The 25741-nt window shown below is 73.1% G+C and carries 24 protein-coding genes and 3 pseudogenes; 20 read left to right on the top strand and 7 right to left on the bottom strand.

Annotation, left to right across the window (positions count from 1 at the left end; genetic code table 11):
• Window positions 1–5 precede the first annotated feature (5 nt).
• From pstS to CIK06_RS26430, 4 genes are all read right to left on the bottom strand, one after another.
• Window positions 6–1106 (bottom strand): phosphate ABC transporter substrate-binding protein PstS, encoded by a 1101-nt coding sequence (gene pstS / locus CIK06_RS26445; protein WP_095567074.1) that lies wholly within the window; start codon window positions 1104–1106, stop codon window positions 6–8.
• A 285-nt stretch (window positions 1107–1391) separates the two neighbouring features.
• On the bottom strand, window positions 1392–2444 hold the full coding sequence (mshD, locus tag CIK06_RS26440) for a mycothiol synthase (protein ID WP_369916256.1): 1053 nt from the start codon (window positions 2442–2444) through the stop codon (window positions 1392–1394).
• Between the two features lie 39 nt (window positions 2445–2483).
• Window positions 2484–3545: a polysaccharide deacetylase family protein gene (locus CIK06_RS26435; protein ID WP_095567073.1), complete on the bottom strand. Its 1062-nt coding sequence runs from the start codon at window positions 3543–3545 to the stop codon at window positions 2484–2486.
• A 171-nt stretch (window positions 3546–3716) separates the two neighbouring features.
• Window positions 3717–4442, bottom strand: coding sequence for a response regulator transcription factor (locus CIK06_RS26430; protein WP_095567072.1), 726 nt, complete (start codon window positions 4440–4442; stop codon window positions 3717–3719).
• 241 nt (window positions 4443–4683) lie between these two features.
• Between CIK06_RS26430 and CIK06_RS26425 the strand changes: the two genes are divergently transcribed.
• The 5 genes and pseudogenes from CIK06_RS26425 (at window position 4684) to CIK06_RS26410 (ending at window position 8256) form a co-directional block, all read left to right on the top strand.
• Window positions 4684–5880, top strand: a complete 1197-nt coding sequence (locus tag CIK06_RS26425) for a hypothetical protein (RefSeq protein ID WP_232533880.1) — start codon at window positions 4684–4686, stop codon at window positions 5878–5880.
• A 71-nt stretch (window positions 5881–5951) separates the two neighbouring features.
• A complete protein-coding gene (locus CIK06_RS26420; protein ID WP_095567071.1) occupies window positions 5952–6737 on the top strand; it encodes a DUF2993 domain-containing protein in 786 nt (261 codons plus the stop codon).
• 72 nt (window positions 6738–6809) lie between these two features.
• Window positions 6810–6887 (top strand): annotated as a pseudogene (locus CIK06_RS32665) (Ms5788A family Cys-rich leader peptide); the annotation flags it as partial.
• Window positions 6888–7085: 198 nt separating this feature from the next.
• Complete coding sequence (locus CIK06_RS26415; protein WP_095567070.1) at window positions 7086–7934, top strand: sulfurtransferase; 849 nt, start codon at window positions 7086–7088, stop codon at window positions 7932–7934.
• A 1-nt stretch (window position 7935) separates the two neighbouring features.
• The gene (locus tag CIK06_RS26410) at window positions 7936–8256 is read left to right on the top strand and encodes a DUF1416 domain-containing protein (protein WP_095567069.1); all 321 of its coding nucleotides are present in this window, start codon (window positions 7936–7938) and stop codon (window positions 8254–8256) included.
• Window positions 8257–8437: 181 nt separating this feature from the next.
• On the opposite strand, the pseudogene CIK06_RS26405 reads toward CIK06_RS26410, so the two are convergent.
• Window positions 8438–12912: pseudogene (locus CIK06_RS26405) on the bottom strand (S8 family serine peptidase).
• 254 nt (window positions 12913–13166) lie between these two features.
• Between CIK06_RS26405 and CIK06_RS31720 the strand changes: the two are divergent.
• From CIK06_RS31720 to CIK06_RS26375, 5 genes are all read left to right on the top strand, one after another.
• Window positions 13167–13814, top strand: a complete 648-nt coding sequence (locus tag CIK06_RS31720) for a winged helix-turn-helix domain-containing protein (RefSeq protein ID WP_232533879.1) — start codon at window positions 13167–13169, stop codon at window positions 13812–13814.
• Window positions 13815–14334: 520 nt separating this feature from the next.
• Entirely contained in the window at window positions 14335–14862 is a 528-nt protein-coding gene (locus CIK06_RS26390) for a hypothetical protein (RefSeq protein WP_157756958.1), read from the top strand.
• A 10-nt stretch (window positions 14863–14872) separates the two neighbouring features.
• The gene (locus tag CIK06_RS26385; RefSeq protein ID WP_232533878.1) at window positions 14873–15214 is read left to right on the top strand and encodes a hypothetical protein; all 342 of its coding nucleotides are present in this window, start codon (window positions 14873–14875) and stop codon (window positions 15212–15214) included.
• The gene (locus tag CIK06_RS26380) at window positions 15211–16533 is read left to right on the top strand and encodes a hypothetical protein (RefSeq protein ID WP_232533877.1); all 1323 of its coding nucleotides are present in this window, start codon (window positions 15211–15213) and stop codon (window positions 16531–16533) included. The genes CIK06_RS26385 and CIK06_RS26380 overlap by 4 nt, the downstream gene beginning before the upstream one ends.
• 43 nt (window positions 16534–16576) lie before the next feature.
• Window positions 16577–17452 carry a hypothetical protein gene (locus tag CIK06_RS26375; protein ID WP_095568150.1) on the top strand — a complete coding sequence of 292 codons (876 nt, stop codon included), beginning with the start codon at window positions 16577–16579 and terminating at the stop codon, window positions 17450–17452.
• Window positions 17453–17537: 85 nt separating this feature from the next.
• Here CIK06_RS26375 and CIK06_RS26370 read toward each other — a convergent pair whose 3' ends face one another.
• The gene (locus tag CIK06_RS26370) at window positions 17538–17900 is read right to left on the bottom strand and encodes a DsrE family protein (RefSeq protein WP_095567066.1); all 363 of its coding nucleotides are present in this window, start codon (window positions 17898–17900) and stop codon (window positions 17538–17540) included.
• Between the two features lie 23 nt (window positions 17901–17923).
• Here CIK06_RS26370 and mtfM point away from each other — a divergent pair, with 23 nt between their 5' ends.
• The gene (gene mtfM / locus CIK06_RS32225) at window positions 17924–18028 is read left to right on the top strand and encodes a small membrane protein MtfM (protein ID WP_304528807.1); all 105 of its coding nucleotides are present in this window, start codon (window positions 17924–17926) and stop codon (window positions 18026–18028) included.
• Window positions 18029–18057: 29 nt separating this feature from the next.
• Window positions 18058–18630, top strand: a complete 573-nt coding sequence (locus CIK06_RS26365; RefSeq protein WP_095568149.1) for an FABP family protein — start codon at window positions 18058–18060, stop codon at window positions 18628–18630.
• A 55-nt stretch (window positions 18631–18685) separates the two neighbouring features.
• Here the strand turns inward: CIK06_RS26365 and CIK06_RS26360 are convergent, their stop codons facing one another.
• Complete coding sequence (locus CIK06_RS26360; RefSeq protein WP_095567065.1) at window positions 18686–19546, bottom strand: aminotransferase class IV; 861 nt, start codon at window positions 19544–19546, stop codon at window positions 18686–18688.
• A gap of 35 nt (window positions 19547–19581) precedes the next feature.
• Here CIK06_RS26360 and CIK06_RS26355 point away from each other — a divergent pair, with 35 nt between their 5' ends.
• The 8 genes and pseudogenes from CIK06_RS26355 to CIK06_RS26320 all read left to right on the top strand — a co-directional run bounded on the left by CIK06_RS26355 (window position 19582) and on the right by CIK06_RS26320 (window position 25732).
• On the top strand, window positions 19582–19998 hold the full coding sequence (locus tag CIK06_RS26355) for a Fur family transcriptional regulator (protein WP_095567064.1): 417 nt from the start codon (window positions 19582–19584) through the stop codon (window positions 19996–19998).
• A 2-nt stretch (window positions 19999–20000) separates the two neighbouring features.
• Window positions 20001–21107: a folate-binding protein YgfZ gene (locus CIK06_RS26350; protein ID WP_095567063.1), complete on the top strand. Its 1107-nt coding sequence runs from the start codon at window positions 20001–20003 to the stop codon at window positions 21105–21107.
• A 50-nt stretch (window positions 21108–21157) separates the two neighbouring features.
• A complete protein-coding gene (locus CIK06_RS26345) occupies window positions 21158–21997 on the top strand; it encodes a 3-keto-5-aminohexanoate cleavage protein (protein WP_095567062.1) in 840 nt (279 codons plus the stop codon).
• A 32-nt stretch (window positions 21998–22029) separates the two neighbouring features.
• Window positions 22030–22989, top strand: a complete 960-nt coding sequence (locus CIK06_RS26340) for an asparaginase (RefSeq protein WP_095567061.1) — start codon at window positions 22030–22032, stop codon at window positions 22987–22989.
• 101 nt (window positions 22990–23090) lie between these two features.
• A pseudogene (locus tag CIK06_RS32660) lies at window positions 23091–23672 on the top strand (helix-turn-helix domain-containing protein); the annotation flags it as partial.
• A 115-nt stretch (window positions 23673–23787) separates the two neighbouring features.
• Window positions 23788–24453, top strand: coding sequence for a hypothetical protein (locus tag CIK06_RS26330; protein ID WP_095567060.1), 666 nt, complete (start codon window positions 23788–23790; stop codon window positions 24451–24453).
• Window positions 24454–24533: 80 nt separating this feature from the next.
• Window positions 24534–24848, top strand: coding sequence for a DUF2516 family protein (locus tag CIK06_RS26325; RefSeq protein ID WP_095567059.1), 315 nt, complete (start codon window positions 24534–24536; stop codon window positions 24846–24848).
• Entirely contained in the window at window positions 24845–25732 is an 888-nt protein-coding gene (locus CIK06_RS26320; protein ID WP_095567058.1) for an alpha/beta fold hydrolase, read from the top strand. The genes CIK06_RS26325 and CIK06_RS26320 overlap by 4 nt, the downstream gene beginning before the upstream one ends.
• Window positions 25733–25741: the final 9 nt, after the last annotated feature.

Genomic DNA, 25741 nt, shown 5'->3' with positions numbered 1-25741 from the left:
GTGGTTCAGGACAGCTTGCTGACGACGTCCGCCACCTTGGTCCGGACCGAGTCCGGCAGCGGGGCGTAACCGAGGTCGGTCAGCACCTGCTGGCCTTCGGTGCTGGAGGTGTAGGTGAGGAAGCCCTTGATCGCCTTGAGCTTGTCCGAGGCCAGGCCCTTGGTGCAGACGATCTCGTAGGTGACCAGGATCAGCGGGTAGGCGCCGGCCTCCTTGGTGCTGTAGTCGATCGACAGCGCGAGGTCGTCGCCCTGGCCGGCGACCTGGGCGCCCGCCACGGCCTTGCCGGCGCTGTCCGCGGTCAGCTCAGCGAACTCACCGGCGCCGTTCTGGATCTTGGCCATCGGGAGGCCGGCGTTCTCGGCGTACGACAGCTCGGTGTAGGTGATCGAGTTCGGGGTGTTCTTGACGAAGTTGGTCACGCCGTCGGACTTGGCCTGACCGGTGCCGCCCGGCGCCTTCCAGACCTTGGACTTGTCGAAGGTCCAGTCCGACGGGGCGGTCTTGCTGAGGAAGTTGGTGAAGTTGTCGGTGGTGCCGGATTCGTCACTGCGGTGGACCGTCTGGATGGTCGCCGACGGCAGCTTGGCGTCCGGGTTGTCCGCCTTGATCGCTGCGTCGTCCCACTTGGTCACCTTGCCGGCGAAGATCTGGGCGATCGTGGCCGGCGTGAGCTGGAGGCTGTCCACGCCCGGCAGGTTGTAGGTGACCGCGATCGGGCCGGTCACCATCGGCAGGTCGACCGCCTCGCCGCCGGAGCAGCGGGCGTCGGCCTGCGGCTTCTCCTCCGGCTTGAGCGCGGAGTCCGAGCCGGCGAAGTCGGCCGTGCCGGAGATGAACGCCTGGATGCCGGCGCCGGAACCGGAGGGCTCGTAGTTGATGGTCAGCCCGGCGCACTTCTGCTGGTACGCCTTGATCCACTCGGCCATCGCGTTCTTCTGCGCCGAGGAGCCCTGGGCGTTGATCGTGCCGGTGGCGCAGTCACCCGCGGCGGAGCCGGAGGCAGCGGGCGTCCCGTCTGCCTCGTTGTCCGAGCCGCAGGCGCTGAGCGCGAGGACGGCGGTCATAGCGAGGCAGGCGATGGTGCCGTGCCGCTGGAGCTTCACCTGAGAGGTTTCCCTTCACATGGTCGATACCCCGGAACCGTCTCCGGGGGCCGGTTCAGGACCAGCCACGACGCAAGGTAGGAGCGTCAGGTGGACGGCTCATCGGGCATGGGTGAACGCAGGATGAACAGGCGCGGCCGACTGGGTCACATGTGGCTGAGTACAGGTTGTCCGTTACGTGAACTGCCGAATGTATATCCCATTATTGGGCGATTTATTGCCAACTTGCGCGCACGCGTCTCGCGGGGTTTTCGGCCCGGTTTTGGACGGTCGAGGCGACCGCGCTCAGCCCTGGTCGGGCCGCCCGTCCAGCGCGATCCGGTAGGTGACGTGGCCCGCCCAGCGGCCGAAGCCCAGCCGGGCGTAGAGGCCCATGGCCGGGGTGTTCGACTCGTCGACGTACAGCATGATCCGGTGCAGCCCGCGGGAGCGCAGGTGCCGCAGGCCGGCCAGGGTCAGCGCGCGACCCAGCCCGAGGCCGTGGGTGTCCGGGTCGACGCCCAGCACGTACACCTCGCCGAGCGGCTCGCCCCGGTCGATCGCCGGCGGGTGCACCTTGGTCCAGTGGAACCCGAGCAGCCGGCCGTCCGACTCGGCGACGGCGAGCAGGAAGCCGGCCGGGTCGAACCACGGTTCGGCCATCCGGGCCGCGAGATCCGCAGCGGTCCAGCGGCCCTGTTCCGGGTGGCTGGCGAAGGCGCGGGCGTTCACGGCCAGCCAGGCGGCCTCGTCGGATCCCGGGACGAACGGGCGCAGGATCACCCCGTCCGGCAGGGCCGGCTCGGTCAGCGGACCGGTCATCCGGTAGCGCAGCTGCCACAGCACCCGTTCGCGCCGGAAGCCCAGGTCGAGGCCGAGCGCGGCGGCCGACGGATGGTCGCCGTGCGCCCAGATGTCGAGGCCGCCGGTCGTACCGGTCACACCGTCAGGGCCGCTCGGGTCGGTGGTGCCGGTGGTGCCGGCGGTGTCGGCGGTGTCGGCCGTGCCGTCAGGGCCGGCGGCGCGGGCGGCACCCAGGACGGCGTCGACCAGTGCCCGGCCGATCCCGCGGCGCCGCTGCATCGGATGTACGACGAGTTCGGCGGCGAACGCGTCCCGCCCGCCGGCCAGGTCCAGGTGCGCGTAGCCGGCCACGGTGTCCCGGGCGGAGCGGGCGATCAGGTGCCTCGTGCCGGCCGGTCCGCCGTTGCGCAGGTCCAGCAGGACCTGCTCGGACAGCGGCGGCACGCCGTCGCTCGCGCCGGCGGCGTCCGCGAGAGCGAGCACCAGCCGTACGTCCTCGGGGTCGAGGGCAGCCGTACTGATCATCCGGACGTCGTCGGGCGAGCCACCTCTGATCATCTTCCCACCGTAACCACCGTTGCCCGGTCGATGTCCTCAGCCGGTTGCGTCCGACTCCCGACCATCGTCGTCCGGTTGATGGTCGTCGTCGGATCCGTCGCCGGTCGATGGGTCCGCGGCCTGCTCCGGGTCGTCCACCACCGGAGCCGGGGTGACCGGGTCCGGTCGCGGCGTGGCCTGCTCCAGCGCCGGCGCCACGCTGGCGGTCGCGCCGGGCGAGGCGCTGCTCGCGGCCGCGGCGTACACCTGCGCCTGGTAGGACGTCGGCAGCGCGGCGAGGTCGAAGCGTTGGTTCAGGGTCGGCAGGATGGTCATGAGCGCGGTCACGGTCTGCTGGCGGTCGCCGCCGCCGTCGTGCATCAGCACCACCGAGCCCTGCTCGGTGCCGCCCACCACGGTGCGGACCACGGCCGACGATCCGGGCCGGGACCAGTCGCGCGGGTCGACCCCCCAGCCCAGCGAGGTCATCCCCAGGTCGCGGGCCACCTGGACCTCGGTGCTGGTCCAGTTGCCGCCCGGCTGGCGGAAGTACTTGACCGGTACGTCGGGCACGGCCGCGGTGATCGCCGCGTTGGTCCGGGCGAGGTCGGCCCGGATGGCCGCCGGGGTGTACCCGCCGAGCAGCAGGTCGTGGCTCCAGGAGTGGTTGCACAGCGTGTGCCCCTCGGCCGCGACCGCCCGGACGAGGTCGGGATGGGCCGCCGCGTTCTGGCCGATCATGCAGAACGTGGCCTTGATGTGGTACGTCCGCAGCAGCGCCAGGACCTGTGGGGTCCAGGTCGGGTCGGGGCCGTCGTCGAAGGTGAGCGCCACCTGGGCGGTGCCGGTGGTCCAACGGCTGCCGGCCGCGCCGTTGTCCTGCGGCGGCAGCGGTGGCCGGTCGTCGGACCGGACCTCGGGCGGCTCGGCCGAGGCGGATCCGGAGGGCGCCCCGGACGGCGACGCGGAGGGTGACACGGCGGACCCGGCGACCGGCCGGTCGGCCGGCCCGGAACTGCCGGTGCCGACGGTCCGACCGATGGCATAGACGGCCCCCAGCACCCCGGCGACGATCAGCGCGATCAGGGTGAACAGCCGCAGCGCCGGGAATGACCTCATACTCGATGCCCCCGTGTCGCCCCCGTCCGGTGCCGGCGACCGGGCTGCTGGCCCGGCCGCCGTCCGGCCTTGTCAGTCGATTCCGGCTCAGCCTAGATCCGGAAACAGGGGTTAAAGAGGGCTTCTCGTACTCCGCCCGGCAAAAACGCGAAAGGGTGAACTTCCGGCGAATCAGACGGACACGGTCTCCGGTACCGGCTCACTCTCCGGCAGCGCCCGACCGGGCGGCACCACGAACTTGTAGCCGACCTGGCGGACCGTCCCGATCATCGACTCGTACTCCGAGCCGAGCTTTGCCCGTAGCCGCCGCACGTGCACGTCCACGGTCCGGGTGCCACCGAAGTAGTCGTACCCCCAGACCTCACGCAGCAGCTGGTCCCGGGTGAAGACCCGGCCCGGGTGCTGGGCGAGGAAGCGGAGCAGCTCGAACTCCTTGTACGTGAGGTCGAGCGGCCGGCCCTTGAGCCGGGCGGCGTACGTGTCCGGATCGATCGTCAACTCGCCGGCCCGGACCAGGCCGGTCGTGGCGGCCGCAGCGGCGCTCATCCGGCCGATCGCCAGGCGCAGCCGCGCCTCGACCTCGGCCGGACCGGCGCCGGCAAGAACCACGTCGTCGACTCCCCAGTCCGCGTTCACCGCGATGAGACCGGCCTCGGTCACCACCGCGATCAGCGGCACGCCGAGTCCGGTGGCGTGCAACATCCGGCAGGTGGCGCGGGCGTCGCTGAGATCGCAGCGGGCGTCCACCAGCACGGCGTCCGGGCTGGGTCCGGCGACGAGGGTGCGAACGTCGCGGGGTGCGGTACGCACCGAGTGGGGTAGTAGGTCGAGCGCGGGCAGCACGGCGGATGGATCGCCGGGCAGCGCGGTCACCAGCAGCAGGATCTGCACTGTCACCTCCGTCCGGGGCGGCCGGTAGGCCGCGCCGAGACCGTCGCATCGCCAGCCGCCGCCGGCGAATGCGACCCGTCGATCCCGGCTGCGCTGACGGGTAGGTAAGGAGAGAGTAGCGGATCCACCCTGAGCCGCCCTCGGGTCCCGGTCCGGAATGCTCGGGTTGGCGCCTACATCGTCCAGATAATTTTCCTGCCGGAAACCGTGATCGGCGTGTTGCCCGCCGGTCTGGCACCATCGTGTCGTGTTCCCCTCCACGCCATCCGAAACCGGCCGCGACCGGCAGCCCGGACCCGGCGGTCGTGCCGACCGCGATCCGCGGAGCCACCCGGGCGGAGATCCCCGGAGCCATCCCGGCGGGCCGGGACCGAACTCGCCCTACGGCGTCCCGCGCCACCCCGCAGCGCCCGCGGACGGCGGCCGGTCCGGCGGACCGGCCGAGCCGTGGCGCGGCGGCGCCGGGCAGCCGCGTACCGAACCGGCGGAGCCGCCCGGCCGCCGGGCCGGCGCCGGCCACCAGGGCCGGGACGAGGCCACCGGGTCGCGCCGGGAAGCCGCCCCGGGCGGATCGCGCCGCGCCGACCCCCCGGCCGCCGCCGAGGACGCCAGCCAGGCGGCGGTGCCGGTACGCCGGTCGCTGTCGCTGTCCGTCGCCACCTTCGCCGCCCTGCTGGGTGCCGGACTGGTGCTCGGCGTGCACACCGCCGTACCGGGCCACCGGCTGCCGTTCGCGGTCGTCGTCTTCGGCGTACAGGTGCTCTACGTGCTGGCCTGGACGATGGCCATGCGGCCACCGGCGTTGCCGCTGGTCGCGGGCGTCGGTGTGATCGTCGCGGCCGGCGCCGACGCGGCGGCCGCGCTGCCCACGCTCGCGGTGCTGGCGCCGCTGGGGTACGTGGCCGCGGCCGGGCTGGCGGTGGCCGTGCTCGGCCAGCTCGTCCGCCGCGCCGACCGGACCCGGGTGACCGAGTCGCTCGGCGCGACCCTGCTGATCGTGATCGGGGTGGTGGCGTTCGGGACGCTCATCGTGCTGAGCCGCAAGCCGGGAGGCACCCAGGCCATCTTCGTGTGCCTGGCCGCCGCGGCGGTCGCCCTCACGGTGGCCCGCCTCGTCGACGCGGTGCTGCCGCGGCCCCGGCTCGCCCCGCAGGTGCCCCGCGGCGCCACCGGCGTGGTCGCCGGCGCCATGTGCGGCACCCTCGCGGCGGCCGTGATCGGCAGCTACCTGGTCGGGTTCCACCCCACCGGATCCGCCATTGTGGGGTTGGTCACTGCCGGCGCCGCGGTGCTGGCCGACCTCGCGGTCGGGTACGCCGAGGCCGGCCGGCTGATGGCCGGTGACCCGCCGACCCTGTGGCTGGCCCGACACATGCAGGGTCCGCTGGGCGGCTTCGCGTTGGCGGTCCCGGTCGCCTACGCCGTCACGGTGTTCTTCCTCTGATTCAATCGAGCCGCGTCCGGGTACTCAGCGACACCCGGAACGGCACCGGGACATCAGCGGCGGGAGGCGACGTGGCGGACGGCTATGCGTACGAGGAGCGCCCCCGGCGGCGTGGCCGGGGGCTCCTGATCGGGCTGCTGGTCCTGCTGCTCGTGCTGGTGGGTGCGCTGGTGGTGGCCGACCGGGTGGCGGCCGGGTTCGCCGAGCGGGCCATCGCCGAGCGGGTCCGCCAGGAGGTCACCCGGCAGGACGCCAGCGCCCAGGTCGATTCCGTCTCGGTGGGCGGGTTCCCGTTCCTCACCCAGGTGGCGTCCGGGCACTACGAGTCCATCTCGATGCGCCTCACCGAGGTGACCGGGTCCGTCGAGGGCACCGGGCTGAGCCTGCCCCGGGTCGACATCGACGCCCGGGACGTGGACGCCCCGCTGGAGACGCTGCGCTCGGGCACCGGCGACGTGACCGCGGGAACGGTGCACGGCACCGGCACGATCTCGTACGAGAGCGTGACCAAGCTGATCGACCGGCCCGGACTGAGCCTCGCCGAGCAGGACGGCAAGCTCGGGGTCACCGCCCCGGTCGACGTGCTGGGCCAGAAGTTCACCGTGCGCGGCACGGCCGACGTGACCGTCCAGGACGGCCAGGTTGCCCTCCGGTTCGAGAACCTGAGCGCCGACGAGCTGCCCGACATCCCGCTGGCCCAGGCCGCCCTGCGCAACTACGCCAACCAGATCTCGATCAAGATCCCGCTGCCGACGCTGCCGTTCCAGCTCTCCGTGAGCCAGGTCGAGCCGCGGCCGGACGGGCTGGCGGTGACGGCCGACGCGCAGAACGTCCCGCTGCGTTCCGTCGCCGGGTGAGGCGTCCACCACCCTCCCGGATCGTGGTCGGCCCTAGGGCCGGGCACGGCCGCGCTGGTAGGCTGCCCAGTCATGGGGACCTTCCTCACGAAGCGGCGCGCGGTCGACCTGTGCCGCGTGGCCACCTGCCTGTGTCGCCCCGTCCACTGACGGCGCGGCAGCTTCCGGCCGCCTGACGCGGCCGTACGGCGGGTTCAGCTCTCCCCGACTCCCGCTTCACCTCGGCACCGGCGCCGTCGCACGAACCGTGATCCATCCGTACCTGGGTCCCGCGCGTGCCGACAGACAACCGGGCAGTGACCCGCACGCGCTGGCTCACCACCACATCCGCAAGCAAGGAGTGATCTGATGAGTCGCGACACCGCACTCGTCTCGGCGGACTGGGCCGAGAAGAACATCGGTGCGCCGGGAGTCGTCTTCGTCGAGGTCGACGAGGACACCTCGGCGTACGACGGCGGGCACATCCCCGGCGCGATCAAGCTGGACTGGCGCACCGACCTGCAGGACCCGGTCCGCCGGGACTTCGTCAACAAGACCCAGTTCGAGAAGCTGCTCTCGGAGCGCGGCGTCGGCAACGACGACACCGTGATCCTGTACGGCGGCAACAACAACTGGTTCGCCGCCTACGCGTACTGGTACTTCAAGCTGTACGGGCACCGGGACGTCAAGCTGCTGGACGGCGGCCGCAAGAAGTGGGAGCTGGAGGCCCGCGCGCTGGTCACCGACCCGGTCTCCCGGCCGGCCACCCGGTACGTCGCGCAGGAGCCGGACACCTCCATCCGGGCGTTCCGCGACGACGTGGTCTCCGCGATCGGCGTCAAGAACCTGGTCGACGTGCGGTCCCCGGACGAGTACGCGGGCCGCCTGCTCGCCCCGGCCCACCTGCCGCAGGAGCAGGCGCAGCGCGCCGGGCACGTGCCCACCGCGATCAGCGTCCCCTGGTCCAAGGCGGCGAACGAGGACGGCACCTTCAAGTCCGACGACGAGCTGCGCAAGATCTACGCGGACGCCGGCCTGGACGACAGCCGGGAGACCATCGCCTACTGCCGGATCGGCGAGCGCTCGTCGCACACCTGGTTCGTCCTGCAGGAACTGCTCGGCCACCGCAACGTGAAGAACTACGACGGCTCCTGGACCGAGTACGGATCGCTGGTGGGCGTGCCCGTGGCGCTCGGCGACGAGCCCGGGGAGGCTTGAGATGACAGCTCCGACCGCGGCCGGCTGCGCCGCCCCCGACCAGGCCGCGCCCCTGCCGGCCAGCCTGGACTTGGAGAAGGAAACCGTCATCACCGGCGTGGTGAGCACCGCGGCCGGTGAGGTGGTCGGCGGCGCCTACGTCCGGCTGCTGGACGCGACCGGCGAGTTCACCGCCGAGGTGGTGACCTCCTCGGCCGGGCAGTTCCGGTTCTTCGCCGCACCCGGCAACTGGACGCTGCGGGCGCTGTCCCGGCACGGCAACGGCGACACCGCCGTCACCGCCAACCGCGGCATCAACGAGGTCGACGTCACCGTCGGCTGATCGCGACGGCGCCCGGCAGCCTGCCGCGCGGCAGCACCGCGTGAGGCAGCACCGCGTCCGGCCGCCTGCCGCGCGACAGTGCCGCCTGAGGCAGCGCCGCGCGAGGCAGCGCCCGGCGCCGGGCACGAGGAAGGGCCCCCGGCCACCGCATCGGCGGTGACCGGGGGCCCTCCCGTTCAACTCAGAGGCCGCTGGCCCGGCTGCCGCAGGCCGAGACCGGATCGAGGACGAAGTCCAGGGTCTGCACGAACCCGGCGGGCACCTGGACCCGGGTCACCTCCGGGATCCAGCCGTCCCTGGCCGCGATCACCTCGTACCGGCCGCGCGGGATCCAGTAGACGTACCGGCCCTGCGCGTCGGTGCTGAGCGTGTATCCGGTGCCCGGGTCGTTCAGCGAGTTGACCCGGATCGTGACGCTGCGCACCGGCACCCTTTCACCCGTACAGGTCTGCCCGACCACCGTGCCCTGCAGCTTGCCCCAGCTCGCCGGGGTCTGCACGTGCATGGTCACCGGGATGTCCTGGACCGGGTACGGGGTGTCCGACCGGAAGCCCAACTCGGCGGTGTACGTGCCGGGCTGGTCCACCCCGGCCTCCGCCGTGGCGGTCAGGCTGACCGTCACGGTCCTGGACGCCCCGGCCGGCACGGTCACGCTGGCCGGCGCCTCGGACAGCCAGGACACGTCGCCCTCCTCGGCACACCGGTCCAGACCGGGCAGTTGCTCGGTCTCCTTCGAACCGACGAACGAGGTCGGCGAGCCGCCGATCTTGTACGCCCCGCAGGCCGCCGCGCCCCGGTACCGGCTGAACTGGGCGTTCGGCAGGTCCTGCCAGGCGCCCGCGGCCGGGTCGTAGCCGACGGTGCGGTTGGTCACCGAGGTCGAGCCGCCGGTGACGCCGCCGGCCAGCACCAGCAGGCCGTTGGCGGTGGTGTACTGCGAACCCCACAGGTCCACCGGCAGGTCCGGCAGCGGCTCCCAGGAGTCGCCGGCCGGGTCGTACCGGTAGGCGTCGGTGTACTCGGTCTCGCCCACCCCGCCGGCGCAGTAGACGCCGCCGGAGATGCCGCCGCAGGACATCCAGGACACCACGTGCGGGTAGGCATGACCGGTGCTGAACGAGCCCGTCGCCGGGTCGAAGATCACCGTCGAGTCCGAGTCGGTGCAGCTACCGTCGGAGCAGCCACCCACCAGCACGATCCTGCCGCCGGCCACCGCCGTGCCGGCCGCGGAGCGGGGGCCGGGTTGGTGGCGCCGGAGAGCGTGCTCCACGAACCGGCGGCCGGGTCGAAGACGTCCACCGAGGCCACCGGGGTGCCGCTGGCGGCCCACCCGCCGAGAACGTACAGCTTGCCGTTCACCGCGGCGGCCGACGGCTTCGACCGGGCGGTGGGCATGTTCGGCAGGGTGGTCCAGGAGTTGTCGGCCGGGTCGTAGACGTAGGCCTTCTGCTCCTGCCCGGTGTCGGACCCGCCGCCGACCGAGTAGACCTTGCCGTCCAGCGTGGCGCCGGCGTTGTCGTACAGCTCGGCCGGCAGGTCGGCCACCCGCGCCCACGCGTCGTCGACCCGCGGTGCCGCGGCGGCGACGTTACCGGTGGCGCCGTAGCGGACCCCGGTGCGGGTCTTGCTGATCCCCTTCATCTTGTGTTCGGCCAGCGCCGCGCCGCGGTGGCCGAGCAGGTCGAACCCGCCGGGCCGCTCCAGCACCTGCACGGACGCCGCCGCGCTGCCGGTGTTGGTGACGGTCACCGTGGTGCTGCGGGTGCTGCCGTACGGCTGGTACGACTCGATGCTGGTCGGGGTCACCGTGAGGCGGCCGGCCCGCAGCGCGTAGCTGGCCCGGGTGACGCCGTCCGCGGCCACCGTCACCGTCTTGGTGGCGGTCCCGTACGGCTGCTTGGTCGCGGTGAATTGGTGCTCACCGACCTGGCTGGAGAACAGCCAGTAGAAGCCGTCGGGGATGTTCGGGTCCTCGGGCGTGGCTGCCGAGACGCCGCTGTCCGCCGGGGCGTCCACGCTGGACACCTGCACCCCGGTCAGCGGGTTGCCGGTGTTCTTGTCGGTGGTGAAGCCGACCACCAGGCCGCCGGGAGTGGCCGTGCAGTTGCGGTTGACGACCTGGACGTCGTCCACCTCCCACCACCAGTCCCAGTCGCCGACGAAGTGGAACCGCACGATCGCGCTGGCCGCCCCCGCGGCCGGGGTGAGCGGCACCTCCTCCACGCGCGGTCCACGCCGGCTGCCGGTCTGGTGCCAGACGTTGGTCCAGGTGGTGCCGCCGTCGACGGAGACGTCCACGTCCGCCGAGTCGTCGATGCCGACGGCCCGCCAGTCGCTGTTGAACCGCAGCAGCGGGGCGCCCGCGCCGGACAGGTCGATCGGCGGGCTGCGCAGGTCGGTGTCCTGGCTGCTGTCGATGCCGAGCGCGTCACTGTCCACGATGGCGAACCCGCCGTCGCCGCCGGTGAGGTTGCCCCGGCCGCCCGGGTCGTCGAACTGCCAGCCACCGCCGTCGGTCCGGTCCAGCACGGACCAGCCCGCCGGGGCGTCGGTGCCGTCGAAGGACTCCGACAGCAGCGGCGCGCTGAGGCTGCCGGAGTAGCCCGGCGCCGTGCAGGAGGCGTCCACCGGTACGGCGACGTTCACCGTCTTTTTGGCAGCCGCGACGGCCACGTCCGTGGTCACGGTCTGGTAGCCCGGGTACCGGGCCGTGGTGGTCAGCCGGTACGTCGAGTTGCCCGGAACGGTGAAGGAGAACTTGCCGTTGACCGGGTTCGTGAAGACCGGCCCGCCGGGTCGCCCGGCGACCTCGATCTTCGCGTACAGCGGCCAACCGTGCCCGGAGGCGTCGGTGACCGTGCCGGCGACCGTCACCGTCGGCGCGGCGTCCAGCGCGAAGTCGTGGGTGACCGCGCCACCCTCGGGGAGCGTGACGGTGGCCGACCGGCTGGCGTAGCCGTACGCGGCCGCGGTGATCTCGTGCTCGCCGGCCGGCAGCGTCAGCGCGTACCGCCCGTCGGCGCCGGTGGTCGAGCTGCGCCCCTCGGAGCTGACCGTGACGCCGGCGATCGGCGAGCCGCTGGCGGAGTTGGTGACCGTGCCGGTGACCCGGCCGACCGGACCGCGCGGGGCGGCCTCCACCGCCTGGTACGCGTTGAGCCGGCCCTCGCCGTACACGTTGTTGTCCTCGGCGGTGCCGCCGCAGGTGGTGTCGTCCACGTCGGTGGCGGTGTCGTCCAGCAGGCTCGCGGTGGCCGCGAGGTCGCCGCGCAGGCTGGGCGCGGCGGACCAGATCAGCGCGACCGTGCCGGAGACGTGCGGCGCGGCCATCGACGTTCCGCTGAAGTTCGCGTAGCCGTTGCCCGGCACGCTGGAGCGCACGCTGGCACCCGGCGCCGAGATGTTGGGCTTGATCCCGCCGTCCAGCCGGGACGCGCCGCGGCTGGAGAAGCTGGCGATGGCGTTGTTCGACCCGTACGCGCCGGCCGAGTAGGTGTCCGGGTAGTCACCCGGCGATCCGGCGGTGTTGCAGCCCGGGCCGTCGTTGCCGTTGGAGAACACCGGGAAGATGCCGGCGGCCCGCCACGCGGCGACCGTCTGGGCGAACCACGGGTCGTTCGGGTCGCCGCCCCAGGAGTTGTTCACGACGTCGGGGTGCAGGTCGGGCCGGGGGTTCTGGCCGTTCAGGTCGGTCGGGGCGAGGATCCACTGCCCGGCGGCGAGCAGCGAGGCGTCCGAGCAGTTGTTGCTCTCGCAGCCCTTCGCGGCGATCCACTCGGCCCCGGGTGCCACGCCGACCTGGTTGCCGGCGCCGTCGTCGCCGACCATCGTGCCCATGGTGTGCGTACCGTGGTCGTTGTTGTCGCACGGTGCCGCGCTGGGACAGACCCCCGCCGGGTCGTACCAGTTGTAGTTGTGGTCGAAGGTGCCCCCGCCGAGGTTGCCGCGGTACTTGCCGACCAGCGCCGGGTGGTCGTACTGCACCCCGCTGTCGATGCTGGCCACGACGATGCCCTCGCCGCGGTCGCCGAACTCGTCCCACACCCGGGGTGCCTCGATGTTGGCCAGGCCCCACTCCACGGCGTCGGTGCCGGCGTCGGTCGTCGCGCCGGCCTTCGTCGCGCCGGCCTTCGTCGCGCCGATCCCGGCCGCGATGGCGGCCTCCAGCGCGGTGCCCCGCTGCGGCACCTCCAGCCGGTAGGTCCGGGCCGGCTCCACCCGCTCCACGTCGGAGCGCGCGGCGATCGCGTCGAGCAGCGCCTTGTCACCGGTCACCCGGACCGCGTTGGCGATCCAGTAGGCCGTGTAGGGCGCCTTGCGCGAGTCGAGCAGCGACCGCAGTCCCGACTGGCTGCGCTGCGCGGTCTCGGTGAGCCGCCGGTGCACCTCGGTGGCGCGGGCGTCGGAGTTGCGCAGTGCGGCCACGCCGGACAGGCTGGCCCGGTCGCGCAGGTAGACGGTGAAGCTCGCGGTCCCCTTGGCCGCCACCTCGGTCTGTAGATTCTTGTTCACGATCGCGTGCGGACCGGCCGGCGCGGCGCTCGCCGCGGCCGACATGGCCGGTTGGGCGGTCACGCCGAGCAGCACGGCGGCCAACGCGGCCACCGGCCGCCGCCATGCTGCCCGGGAGCCTCGCCCGGATGATCGGATGTGCATCGTTCCTCCCCACTTCGACGGCGCCGGTCGTCCGGGCTGGCCAGCACGGTCCGAGATCCCCGCAGCGCCTCTGCTGCCATGCTCGACAGCGGCAGCCATCGTGATCAATGGACTGGCACGGCCAGTATCCGGTCGAAATTGGAGCGATCCGCCCGGCCGTTGCCCGAATCCGGACAGAGATCGGCCCTTGTCGCTGTTGACTGGCGTAGGCGGACCGCGTTGGCTGGGAGGCACGAACAGCCGCGGGAGGTTCCGTGTCGGACGGGCAACTGGCGTTGGTGGTCTGCGTCTCCCCGGATCGGGACGTCCGCGAGCGCCTGATGCGCCGGCTCGGCGACCTGGGACCGCTGGTCCTCTGCTCGGACCTGGCCGAGCTGCGGGCGATGCTCTTTCCCTCCGACGACACCGCCGCACCCGACCCGCCCGCGCCGGAACCGCTGGCGCTGCCCCCGGCGGTACCGCCGGCACCGGCACCGGCACCGGCACCGGCGCCGCCCGCACCGGCCGCGCCCGACCCTCCCGCCGCGCCGGTGGCCGGACCCGACGGTACGGACCGGGCGTCGCCATGGCCGCCCGATACGGCCCCGGCCCGGCCCGGCGTACCGGTGGTCCTCGGCCCGCTCGCCGTGGACCCGGACGGGCACCTGGTGAGCTGGCGGGGCCGGCCGCTGGCGCTCAGCAGGCTGGAACGCCAGCTACTGGCCCGGCTGGCCAGCCCGCCCGTGCAGGTGTGGACGTACGAGCGACTCTTCAGTTCGGTCTGGGGCGGCGCCTACCTGGGTGACACCGCGATCCTGCACTCCGCCGTGAAGCGGTTGCGGCGCCGGCTGCGCGCGGTGGAGGGCGGCCCGCGGGTGCAGACGGTACGGGGCGTCGGTTACCGGATCACGATCAACGACTGATCGACCAGCGACTATCGGTAAATCGGCGGTCGGCCTCTGGCGTGGGCGCTCGCCGAGCACTTCGCTCGCCACGATGTCGCGCTCGTGACCTTGGGTAGTGATCTAGATACGGCAATTGATAGGGTTAGTGCCCACTAAGGGACTGCGGTGGGAGACGCATTCATGGGGCATTTCCACGGCTTGGTGCGGCTGGTTGGACGCGCCGACGAATTGTTCGTCCGATGACCGGCCGGCCGACGGCGCGGGCAGGGTCGGAGCCCTCGGGCGGTATTCCCGACGCGGATGTCCACTCGCCGGACGGATCTGTGCGCATCATCGCTTCCCTCGGTGGGCAGATCGCGGTTCACGTGCAGGGACTGCATCGACACAATGACGAGTCACTGGCCCGGCAGGTGCGGGCGGCGGCCAGGCTCACGTTGGCCCGTCTGCAACGCTCGTCCGCGGCGCCCGGGCCGCCGGCGGTCCAGCGGGAGGCCGGGCGGTGACGTGGCGGCCGGCCCGACCCCTGACGTTCGTGGCCGTGGTCGCCATCCTGGGTCCCGGCGTGCTCGTCGCCGCGTGCCGGGGGCCGCTGCGCACCGACCGGCGGGTGCCGTCCTGTGCCGATCTCGCGGAGGCTCTGCCGCGCGCCGTCGCGGGATCGTGGACCCTCGACCGGGCCGAGCCGAATCGCGCGGTGAGCAAATCCGTCGTGGGCTGTGAATTTGACTTCCGTTCCGCTGACCAGGAATATCAGGGAACGATCGTGGTAGATATCAGTGCGGACCGCGACGGAGCCGTTCTGCGGAAGAAGGCGACGGACGGCCCGTGTTACGGCACGGCCGTGACCCAGTCGGACGGGGCTCATTACGACGTCGCGCGCTCCTGTCTGCAAAGGCTCAACGGCAAGGCCTTCGTCGGGATGTTCGTCGCCTCGGACGGCCGCTATGCGCACACGCTCACCGAGATCGGCAGCGCCACCATGTCCCAGGAGTCGGTCGCCGCCTATGCCACCACCAGCGCCCGAAGCATCATCGATCGCGCGATGACCCTCCGAGCCAGCGACTAGGAGCATCACCGTGGGAAAACTTGACCGCTACCTCGCGGACGCGGCCCGGATCACCGCCGTGGGTACCTCGGACAGCGGGTGGGTGCAGGTCAGCCGGGGCCGGGACGGCGAACTCGCCGTCAACGTCCGCACCGGCATGCTGCGCCAACTCGGCCCGGCGGAGGTGGCGGCCGAAATCCGCACCGCGCTCCTCGCGGTCGTCGCCGATCATCGGCGGCGGTACCGGCAGTTGCGCATCGACTACTTCGGCTCACCGGTCGGAGTCGAGCCGTTGCCGCCGACCGACCCAGGACCGCCGCCCGGGCCGGTCGAGTCGGCGCACGGGTCCGTCGATCCGTGGCGCGGGCGATGACCGTGACAACCGACACCAGCGCCCTGCGGGTCGAGTCCCGAGCCCTGCTTGCCTTCGGCGTCGGGCGATACCGGGACGCCGTGGTGTACAGCGCCGTCCGCCGGTATCTCGGTGATGTGGGCTCGATCCCCTCCGCGGCCTGGGGAACGCTCGACGGGATTTCCGGGAAGCTCAACCGCGACTGGGGCACGGCGCTGGCCGGCCGGCTGGCTGAGGCGAAATCCGTCGGCGACGAAACAAGCCGCATGGCGGACGGGATCATCCAGGTCGCTGCGGACTACGAAGGCACCGACCTGGCCGTCGCCACCACCTTCGCGTTGGTCAACCGGGACCTGTCGCCCTACCTGCCGCTCGGCGACGGTTACGGCACCACCGTCCGAGCCCGTCCCGGCGGCGTCGGGGTCCTGGCCGGGCCGCCGGAGCGGCGCCTACCGGACGACCAACCCGTGGTGAGGATCCCACCCGACAACGACCGCCTTCTCGCCATCCGTTCCGAAACCCTTCCCCGCATCCGGGAGGTCGAGGAACCGATCACCATCGGCAGTACCGACGGAAACGACCTGTGGTTCAGCGGCGGCCACACCACCTACTACGAGAACGGGGCGGGCGATCAGCTCGACACCTTCATCCATGAATACCGCGACATGCTGCTCCAACTCGAAGCCGTCCTGATCGAGTTGGGCACCGGCGAACGCCTCCCGTTGACCGACCTCATGATCCACGCCTGGAGGTCCGCGCCCGGGATCATCCACAACCGCGCCGATCTCGTGCACTCGGCAGCCAACACCTACGCGGAGCTGAACGCCAGGATGGGTGGCGACCTGGCGAGCCTGAACCACTACTGGGAAGGCGCCGCCGCCCAGGCCCTCGACGAGTACGCCGGCAGGGTGTCCACCTATCTGTCCCAGATCGAAGCCCAGGCGCGCTGGCTGGCCGACGAGGGCAAGAAGGCCGCCACCATGCTGGAGGGACTCCGGAACGCGTACGCCAGCCTGGGGTACCAGCACATCGACACGCTCATCAACGCGCTCAAGACGTACATCGACGCCGTCAACGGCCTCTTCGCCTCCTGCAGCAATCCGGAGAAGGCGCTGCTGGACACGGTGCACACCTTCGTCTACTACCTGCTGGACGCCGAGCGGCTGCACGTCGAGGCCATCTCCGACCTCATCAGGATCGACGAGCAGGAGCGCAAGGAGCGTCCGGACCTCGGTACCCGCGGCCACGACAGCACGCCGTTTCCCGACATCACCGTCGGTGTCGACGCCTGGGCGGACCGCCGCGGCTGGGGTCCGCGGGCAGATCTGCCGGCGGCGTGACCGGTGGCACCCGGCGCGGACCGCGCATGCCACGATTGACGGCGTGAGCACTGACGCACCGCCGGAGGCGCAGCCGGGACCGTCGGCGACCCCGCCGCGCGCCCGTCCCCGCCGCTGGATCATGCCGACCGTCGTGCTCGGCTGGGCGCTGCTGCTGGTCGTCCTGGCCTGCGTCTCGGTACGCCGGGACGCCCCGACCGTACGCGAGCAGCGGGACCTGGGCGCCGCGGCGACGGTGGCGGACCGGGCGCTCGGTGCGCTGGTCGCGGCGGCCGGCCCGGACCCGCTGGTGGAACTCGGTACGCCCCGGCTGGACCGCGGCTGCCGGCTCAGCGTGGCGCGGGACGGCGCCAGTCTGGCGCGTACCGTGACATTCCGGGCCGGCGCGGAGGATGCCGCGGAGCTGTTGGACCGGATCTCCGACGGCCTGCCGGCCGCCTACCGGGCCGGCACGCGCCCGCTGCCGGCCGGACCCGGGCCGCGGCTGCGGGCCGACGCGGGGGAGTTCGTGGCGATCACCGGCGGGGTCACCGCGCCGGGGCGGATCGAGCTGACCGTGGCCACCGGCTGCCGGCCGGACGCGTCCGCGGTCGATCTCGGACCGGCACCGGTCGCGGCGGCCCGGTCGTCGGCGCGGGGCGAACTGGACCGGGTCTTCGACGCGCTCGGCCTGGCCGCACCGGCCGACCCGGACTGGTCCAGCGCGACCTGCCCGGCGGGTGGGGCCGCGTACACGGCCCGGACCGCCGGTCCCGGCACCCCGACCGGCGGCCTGGCGGCGGGGTTGCGGTCGCTGGCCGGCGCCGGCCCCGTGCTGGTGGACACCCCACAGTCGTACGGCTATCGCGCCGGTCCGCTCGGCGTGCTGGTCGAGACCGTCGACGGCGAGACCCGGGTCGCCGTCTCGCACGGCTGTTGACGCGGGGTGCGAGCGGGACGCAAAGCCGCGCCCGGCTCCGAATCGCGCCCTGGTTGACGTGGGTCCGTGCCGCGCGGGCGGGCGGTCAGTAGACCAGCGCCTGCGCGCCGTCGGCCAGCGCCTCCTCCACGAAGGCGGCCGCCCCGGCGATCCGTACCCCGGGCAGCACGTCGGCCTCGGTGATGCCGCGTCGGGCCGCGCACTGGGTGCACGCCGTGACCTGTCCGCTGCTGAGCAGCACGTGCAACAGCTCGGCCAGCGGCGCGGAATGCGGCAGCTCGAACTCCTCCGCCCGGCCCGGGACGGCGAACCAGGTCGATTCGCCGGTCAACCAGAGCGACACCTCGGCGCCGGCCGCGACGGCCGTGGCCGCGACGGTGAACGCCTGCGCGCAGCGTTCGGGCGCGTCGGCACCGGCGGTGGCCTTGACGATCAGGGTACGTGCCATCTGGCCAGCATAGGATGGGCGCGATGGTTACCGAGATCGGGTTCGTCAGCCTGCTGGTCGCCGGGTTTGGCGCGCTCGCGGGCGGCCTGGTCTATCTGGCTGTGAAGATATCGAGAGGACGCTGGTGAGCGCGAGCACCCCGTCGGATGACAACCCGATGCAGCCTCCGTGGTTGAACGCCCCGCCGGTCGAGCCGTACCCGTTCGAGGAGACGTACAACCTGCGGGTGGGTCCGGACCTGCATCCGGCGCTGCTGGGTCTGCTGCCGTACATCGGCCGCTGGCGGGGTCGCGGCCGGGGCGGCTATCCCACCATTGAGGATTTCGACTACGCGCAGGAGATCGAGATCGCTCACGACGGGCGGCCGTTCCTGCACTACCGGTCCCGCGCCTGGCTGTTGGACGAGCAGAGCAAGCCGGTCCGGCCGTTGGGTCGGGAGGTCGGCTGGTGGCGGCCGGTGATGGACGGCGAGCGCGCCACCGACGACCTGGAGGTGCTGCTCAGCAACCCGACCGGGATCATGGAGCTGTATCTGGGCCGGGTCAGCGGTACGCGGATCGAGATGGCCACCGACGCGGTGTTGCGGACGGCCACGGCCAAGGAGGTCACCGCGGGACAGCGGCTGTTCGGGATCGTCGAGGGCGCCCTGCTCTACGCGCAGGAGATGGCGGCGGTCGGGCACGGCCTCTCGCCGCACCTGTCCGCCCGGCTGCTGCGGGTGGGCGGCTGACCGGTCCCGGTACCGGGCGCCAGGATCCCGGCGCCCGGGTGCCGGCGCGGGGCCGTCAGGCGGCGGGCGCCGGTGCGGGGAAGCCGAGCAGCGTACGGATCCGGTCGGTGTGTTTCGACGGCGGCAGCGGGATGCCGTCCAGCCGGCGGATCTCGGCCAGGCCGCGGCCGGACGAGGTGAGCCACGCCCCGCCGGTCGCCGCCCGCAGGTCGCCGGGGCTGGTCATCCGTTCGTCGGCCGCCCAGCCCAGTTCGCCGGCGTGCGCCAGCAACCAGGCGGCCGTCACACCGGGCAGCACCCCGGTGGGGCCGGCCGGCACGGTGCACAGGGTGTCGCCGTCCAGCCAGACCACGTTGGCGCTGGGTGCCTCCAGGGCGTACCCGTCGGTGGAGACCCAGAGCGCGTCGTCCACGCCGTTGGCGGCGGCCCACCGCCGGCTGGCGGCGTTCACCGCCGCGGCGAGGGTCTTCTGCCCGGCCAGCAGCCAGGGCAGGTCGCGGCGGGCGGTGGCGGTGACGCCGAGCGGCAGGGTGCGGACCGTGACGCCGTCCCGGCGGGCGCGGATCGCGGCCGGTGGCACCGTGGTGATCACCACGGCCACCGCGGGTGTCCCGTCGGCGGGGCCGCGGGTGCAGGTCAGCCGGGCCGTGCCCTCGATCCCGGCCGGCCACCGGGCGCAGGCCGTGGCCAGCAGCTCGACCAGTTCCGCGACCGGCGGCAGCGGCAGGTCCATGGCGGCGGCTCCGGTGGCGAGCCGGGCCAGGTGTTCGGCCACCAGCCACGGCTGACCGTCCCGGACGTGCAGGGTCTCGAACAGCCCGTCGCCGAGCAGTCCCCGGTCGTCGGCGCGCACGACCGGCTCGCCGGCCGGCACGAGTCCCCGGCCCAGCACCGCGACGACCTGGCTACCGGACATCCGGCCGATGGTAGCCGGCGAACTATGCTCGGAGCGTGTCCGAAACGCACCTTGCCGAACTGCTGCGATCCCGAGGTCTGCGGCTGACCGCCCAGCGGCAGCTCGTTCTGCGTGCCGTGCACGAGTTGGGGCATGCCACCCCGGAGCAGGTGCACACGGCCGTCCGCGGGATGGCGGCCGGAGTGAACATCACCACCATCTACCGGACGCTGGAGCTGTTGGAGCGGCTGGGGCTGGTCCGGCACACCCACCTGTCGCACGGGGCACCGACGTACCACGCGGCCGACGACGACCAGCACGTGCACCTGGTCTGCCGGTCCTGTGGCACGGTCGACGACATGGACCCGGAGCTGCTGCGCCCGGTGGCCGACCGGCTGCTGGCCGAGCGCGGTTTCCAGGTGGACATCGGGCATGTGGCGCTCTTCGGCGTCTGCGGAAACTGTGGGGAGTAGTGATGATCGAGCTGTCCGGAGCGGTGGCGGTGGAGGCGATCGACGAGCGGACCCGGGACCGGCCGGATCCGGAGCACGCGGCGGCCGGCGTCGGCTCGGTGGCGGCGCACTACGGCGATCCGCTGCGGGAGCAGCGGCAGGCGGCGACCGATGTGGCGCTGGTCGACCGCTCACACCGCGGGGTGCTGGCGGTGCCCGGCGAGGAACGCGCCGGTTGGCTGCACACGCTGACCTCCCAGCACCTCGCCACGATCGCGGCGGGGGAGGGTTCGGAGCTGCTGGTGCTGTCCCCGCACGGGCACATCGAGCAGCACGCGATGGTGGCCGAGGACGGCACGACGACCTGGCTGGACACCGAGCCGGGGGATGCCGCCGGGCTGCTGGACTACCTGCTCAAGATGCGGTTCTTCACCCGGGTCGACCCGGCGGACGTGACCGCGCAGTGGGCGCTGCTGTCCCTGGTCGGCCCGCGGGCCGCGGCCGCCGCGGCGGCGCTCGGCGTGGCGGACCTGGCCGCGCCGGATCTGGTCGAGGTGCCGGCCTCGAAGTTCGCCGCCGGCTCCGTGCCGGCCCGGCCCACCTCCCGGTACGACGTGAGCCAGCTGCCCGGCGGTGGTTGGGCGCGCCGGGTCCGCCTCGGCGTGGACCTGCTGGTGCCCCGTGGTCGGATCGACGAGGTGGCGGGGACGCTGCGGGAGGCCGGCGTGCCGGCGGCCGGGCTGTGGGCGTACGAGGCGTTGCGGGTGGCCGCCCGGATTCCGCGGGTGGGCCGGGACACCGACCACCGGACGATTCCGGCCGAGGTGGATCTCGTCGGACCGGCCGTGCACCTGGAGAAGGGCTGCTACCGGGGCCAGGAGACGGTGGCCCGGGTGCACAACCTGGGCCGGCCGCCCCGCCGGCTGGTCCTGCTGCACCTGGACGGCTCGGCCAGCGACCGGCTGCCGGAGTCGGGGACGCCGGTGACCACGGCGGGCCGATCGGTCGGCTTCGTCGGTTCGGCGGTGCAGCACTTCGAGCTGGGTCCGATCGCCCTCGCGGTGCTCAAGCGGAACGTCGCGGACGACGCCCCGTTGCTGGTCGGCGAGGTGGCCGCGGCGATCGAGTGACCGGCGATCGAGCGACCGGCGGCCCGGGGACCGGCGGCTAGGATCCGGCCATGACGACAGGGACGTTGATCACGGTGGCACCGACCGGTGCCGAGTCGACCAAGGCGGACGTACCGGCGCTGCCGGTCACCCTCGACGAGTTGGTGGGCACCGCCAAGGAGTGCGAGGCGCTGGGCGCCGCCGTGATCCACGTACACATCCGGGACGGCGAGGCCCGGCCGACGCTGGACCTCGGCCGGCTGCGCGACACCGTGGCGGCGCTGCGCGAGTCCACCGACCTGGTGGTGCAGCTCTCCAGCGGCGGCGCGGTGACCGACCCGGAGCGCGACCGGCTGGCCGTGCTGGACGCCGGGCCGGAGATGGCCTCCTGCACCATGGGCACGGTCAACTTCGGCGACGACGTGTTCCTCAACCGCTGGGAGTTCATCGTCGACCTGCACACCCGGATGCAGGAGCGCGGGGTGGTCCCCGAGTACGAGATCTTCGACCTGGGTCACCTCACCGCGTTGCAGCGGCTGCTCGGCAGGTACGGCCTGCCGGCCGGCGGACACGTGCACGTCGACTTCGTGATGGGCGTACCGGGTGGCATGCCGGCGAGCGCGGCGGCGCTGGTGGCCTGCTGCCAGGCGCTGCGCGACCTGCCGGCGGGGACGACCTTCTCGGCCACCGGTATCGGCCGCGGCACGATCCCGGTGATCCTCGCGTCGCTGTCCGCGGGCGGCCACCTGCGGGTGGGGATGGAGGACACCGTCACGTACGCCAAGGGCCGTCCGGTGGAGTCGAACATGCAGCTGGTGGCCCGCGCGGTGGCCTTCGCCCAGCTCGCCCAGCGGCCGCCGGTGACCCCGGGCGAGGCCCGGGAGCTGCTGGGCATCCCCGCCCGGGGCTGACGGCCGGACGCCGGTCGGTAACGTTCGGCACCGTGTACAACACTTACCAGGGCGGTGTGCCGCTCGCCGAGGTCGTCCGGTCGGGGTTCGTGGAGGGCATCCACCGGGGTTCGGTGGTGGTGCTGGACGCGGCCGGCTCGGTGCTGGCGGCGGCCGGCGACGTCACCGCGCCGATCTTCCCCCGCTCGTCCAACAAGCCGATGCAGGCGGCCGGCATGATCGCCGCCGGTCTCCGGCTGGCCGACGCCGCGGATCTCGCGCTGGTCGCGGCCAGCCACCACGGGGAGGACTTCCACGTGCGCCGGGTACGCGAGCTGCTGGCCGGCGCCGACCTACCGGACTCGGCGTTGCGCTGCCCGCCCGATCTGCCGATCGCCGGGTTGGCCCGCGCGGCGCTGTACCGGGCCGGCGGCGGACCCGGGCGGGTGTACATGAACTGCTCGGGCAAGCACACCGGGATGCTGCTCACCTGCCAGGAGAACGGCTGGCCGGTGGACGGGTACTGGCGGCCCGAGCATCCGGTGCAGGAGCGGATCCGGGCGGCCGTGCAGGAGTACGCCGGGGAGCAGGTGGCCGCGGTGGGGGTGGACGGCTGCGGGGCTCCGGTGCTGGCGCTCTCGCTGACCGGACTGGCCGCCGCCTTCCTGCGCCTGGTGCACGCCGATCCGGGGTCGGCCGGGCGGACCGTGGCGGATGCGATGCGGGCGCATCCCGAGCAGGTGGCGGGGACGCTCGCCGAGGACACCCGGCTGATGGCGGGGGTGCCGGGGCTGCTGGCCAAGGGCGGGGCCGAGGGAGTACAGGCGGTGGCCGTGCCGGGGGTCGGCGCGGTGGCGCTCAAGATCGACGACGGTGCGGGCCGGGCTCGGATGCCGGTGCTGGCCGCGGCGCTGTCCCGGCTCGGGGTGCGGGCGCCGGTGCTGGACGAGCTGGCCGCCGGCACGGTGTACGGCGGCGGCGAGCCGGTGGGCAGCGTGCGTCCGCTCTGGTGAGCGGGTGGGTCCGGGCTGATCCCGTCCGGCCGGAGTGACGCCGCTAACTCCTGCAAGCATTTTGCTTGCAGGAGTTAGCAGGCGGTGGCTAGCGTGGGGGCATGGCCACACCCAAGGACCTACCCCGGGACATCGGGGGGTTCATCCGCGACCTGCGGCGCAGCGCCCAGATCTCGCTGCGGCAGCTCGCCGAGCAGACCGGGGTCAGCAACCCGTACCTGAGCCAGATCGAACGGGGTCTGCGCAAGCCGAGCGCCGAGGTGTTGCAGCAGATCGCCAGCGCTCTACGGGTCTCGACGCCGGCCATGTACCTGCGGGCCGGTCTGCTCGACGACAAGGAGGGCCAGGGCGTGCTCGCGGCCATCGCGACCGACCCGGACCTCACCATGCCGCAGAAGCAGTCGCTGAGCCAGATCTACGAGACCTTCCGCCGGGAGAACGCCCGGCACACCGGGACCGACACCGACACCGGGACCGACACCGGGACCGACACCGACACCGGGACCGGGACCGGCACCGGCACCGGCACCGGCACCGACGCCGGGGCCGCCCCGGCCGGTGCCGCCGCCGCGGGGCCGGTACCGGCCGAGCCGGACCCGACCGCGGAGGTGCTCGACTCGGTCGCGGTGACCGAGGCCGGCGCCGCGCCGTCACCGGCCACCGGCACCCCGGCGGAGAAGGCCGGAACGCCGGATGTCCCCCAGCCACGACCACCCGCCGGACGACCACCCGCCGGGCGGCCCGCAAGCCGGACCAGCCCAGCCGCGAGGCCGCCCGTGCGGCCGATGAGGAGGAGTCATGAACCAGCCCAGGACCAGCCGCATCCCCGCGCCCTTCTACGCCGCCGCGGGCGCCGGCGAACTCGCGTACGAATCGCTGCGCCGCCGCCTCCCGGCGGTCGTCACCACGTTGAGCGGCCGTGCCACCAGCACCGGAAGCGAGCTGCGGCAGCGGGCCACCGAGTCGATCCGTACGGTGAACCGGACCGCCACCGACACCGCGCAGACGCTGCGCGGCCGGTCCGCCGACATCGACGTCGACCGGCTGCGGGAGGTGGCCATCCGCAACGCCGCGGTGGTGCTCACCAACGCGCAGGCCGCGCAGGAACGGGCCGCCGCCGCGTACTCCGCCCTGGTCGCCCGCGGTGAGCGGGTCATCGGCGCCGGCGTGGTCCAGGCCGCCGACACCGTGAACGCCGACCTGGCCAGCACCGAGGTCGCCGAGGTGGGCGCCACCCCGGCCACGGTGGCCGAGACCGCGCCGGCCGAGGCCGCGTCCGCCGCGACCGCGCCGGCCGCGACCGCGGGCGGGACCGCCGCGACCGCGTCGGCCAAGCGGACCCGGACCGCACGCGCCGGCAAGCCGGCCGCCAAGGCCACCGCCGCCGACGCCAAGCCGGCGGCCAGGAGCACCGCCGCCAGGTCGAGCGGTACGGCGAAGCGCGGCCGTCCGAGCGCCAAGTAGCCCGCGCGGTCGAACTCACCACGGCCCCGGGTCCGTGCCACGTGGCACGGACCCGGGGCCGTCGACATAAGCTTGCCGGCATGGCATCAGCCGCGCCGCTGTTCTACCTGTCCGTCGTGAGCATCATCAATCTGGTGCTCCTGGTCTTCGCGCTCGTGGTCGAGAGCGTCGCCTTCGTGCACTGCCTCACTCAACGCTCCGACGCGTTCCCCGCGATCGGCACCCTGCCGAAGGGCGCCTGGCTGGCCATCCTGGGCCTGTGCCTGGTGCTGACCCTGCTGTTCTTCGGGCCGATCAGCATCTTCGGCCTGATCGGCATCGCCGCCGCGCTGATCTACCTGCTCGACGTCCGGGTCGGTCTGCGCGACATCACCGACGGCAAGGGCTTCTGGTGAGGGATTTCCGCTGGCCACCGCCGCCCGACGGCGGACCGCGGACGGACGGTCCGGGGCCAACGGCCCCGCGGAACGGTCGACCCAGCCTGCCCGAACCCCCCACCGAAATCGTCGCCACCCCACACGAGGTACGCCTCGAACGGCTGGTCACCGGCGCGGGTGAGCCGGTGACCGTGTTCGCGCACGGGCTCGGCCAGGGCATCGCCACCACCCGGCCGCTGGGCAGCGCGGTGGACGGTACGAAAATCTTCTTCCAGTTCCGCGGCCACGGGCGGTCCGACGCGCCCGCCGGGCCGTGGGGCTACCCCGAGCTGGCCCGGGACCTGCGGGCGGTGGCGGACCTCGGCCAGGCCACCCGGGCCGTGGGCGTGAGCCTGGGCGCCGGTGCACTGTGCCGGCTGCTGGTGGAGAGCCCGCAACGCTTCGAGAAGGTGGTGCTGTTCCTGCCGGCCGTGCTGGACCGGCCCCGGCCGACGGCGGCCCGGGAACGCCTCACCGAACTGCTCGACGCCATCGAGGACGGCGACCCCGCGACAATCGCCGAGGCCGTGTCGTACGAGATCCCGGTGGCGCTGCGCAACACCCCGGCCGGATGGGCGTACCTGCGCCAGCGGCTCGACCAGTTGACCCGCGACGGCCTGGCCCCGGCCCTGGCCGGCCTGCCCGACCAGGTCGCGGTGCGCAACGCGGCGGCGCTGGCCGCCGTGACCGCGCCGGTCCTGGTGATCGGCGCCCAGGGTGATCCGCTGCACCCGGCCGAGGTGGCCGAGCAGGTCGCCGCCGCGCTGCCCGCGGCCACCCTGCACGTGTACGACCGGCCCGGTGTGCTCTGGACGCACCGCGCCGACGTACGGGAACGCATCTCGGCGTTTCTCAACGCGTAGGCTCCGTTG

The organism is Plantactinospora sp. KBS50, from assembly GCF_002285795.1.
Classification (GTDB): domain Bacteria; phylum Actinomycetota; class Actinomycetes; order Mycobacteriales; family Micromonosporaceae; genus KBS50.
This window is presented reverse-complemented; position numbering and strand designations above follow the sequence as displayed.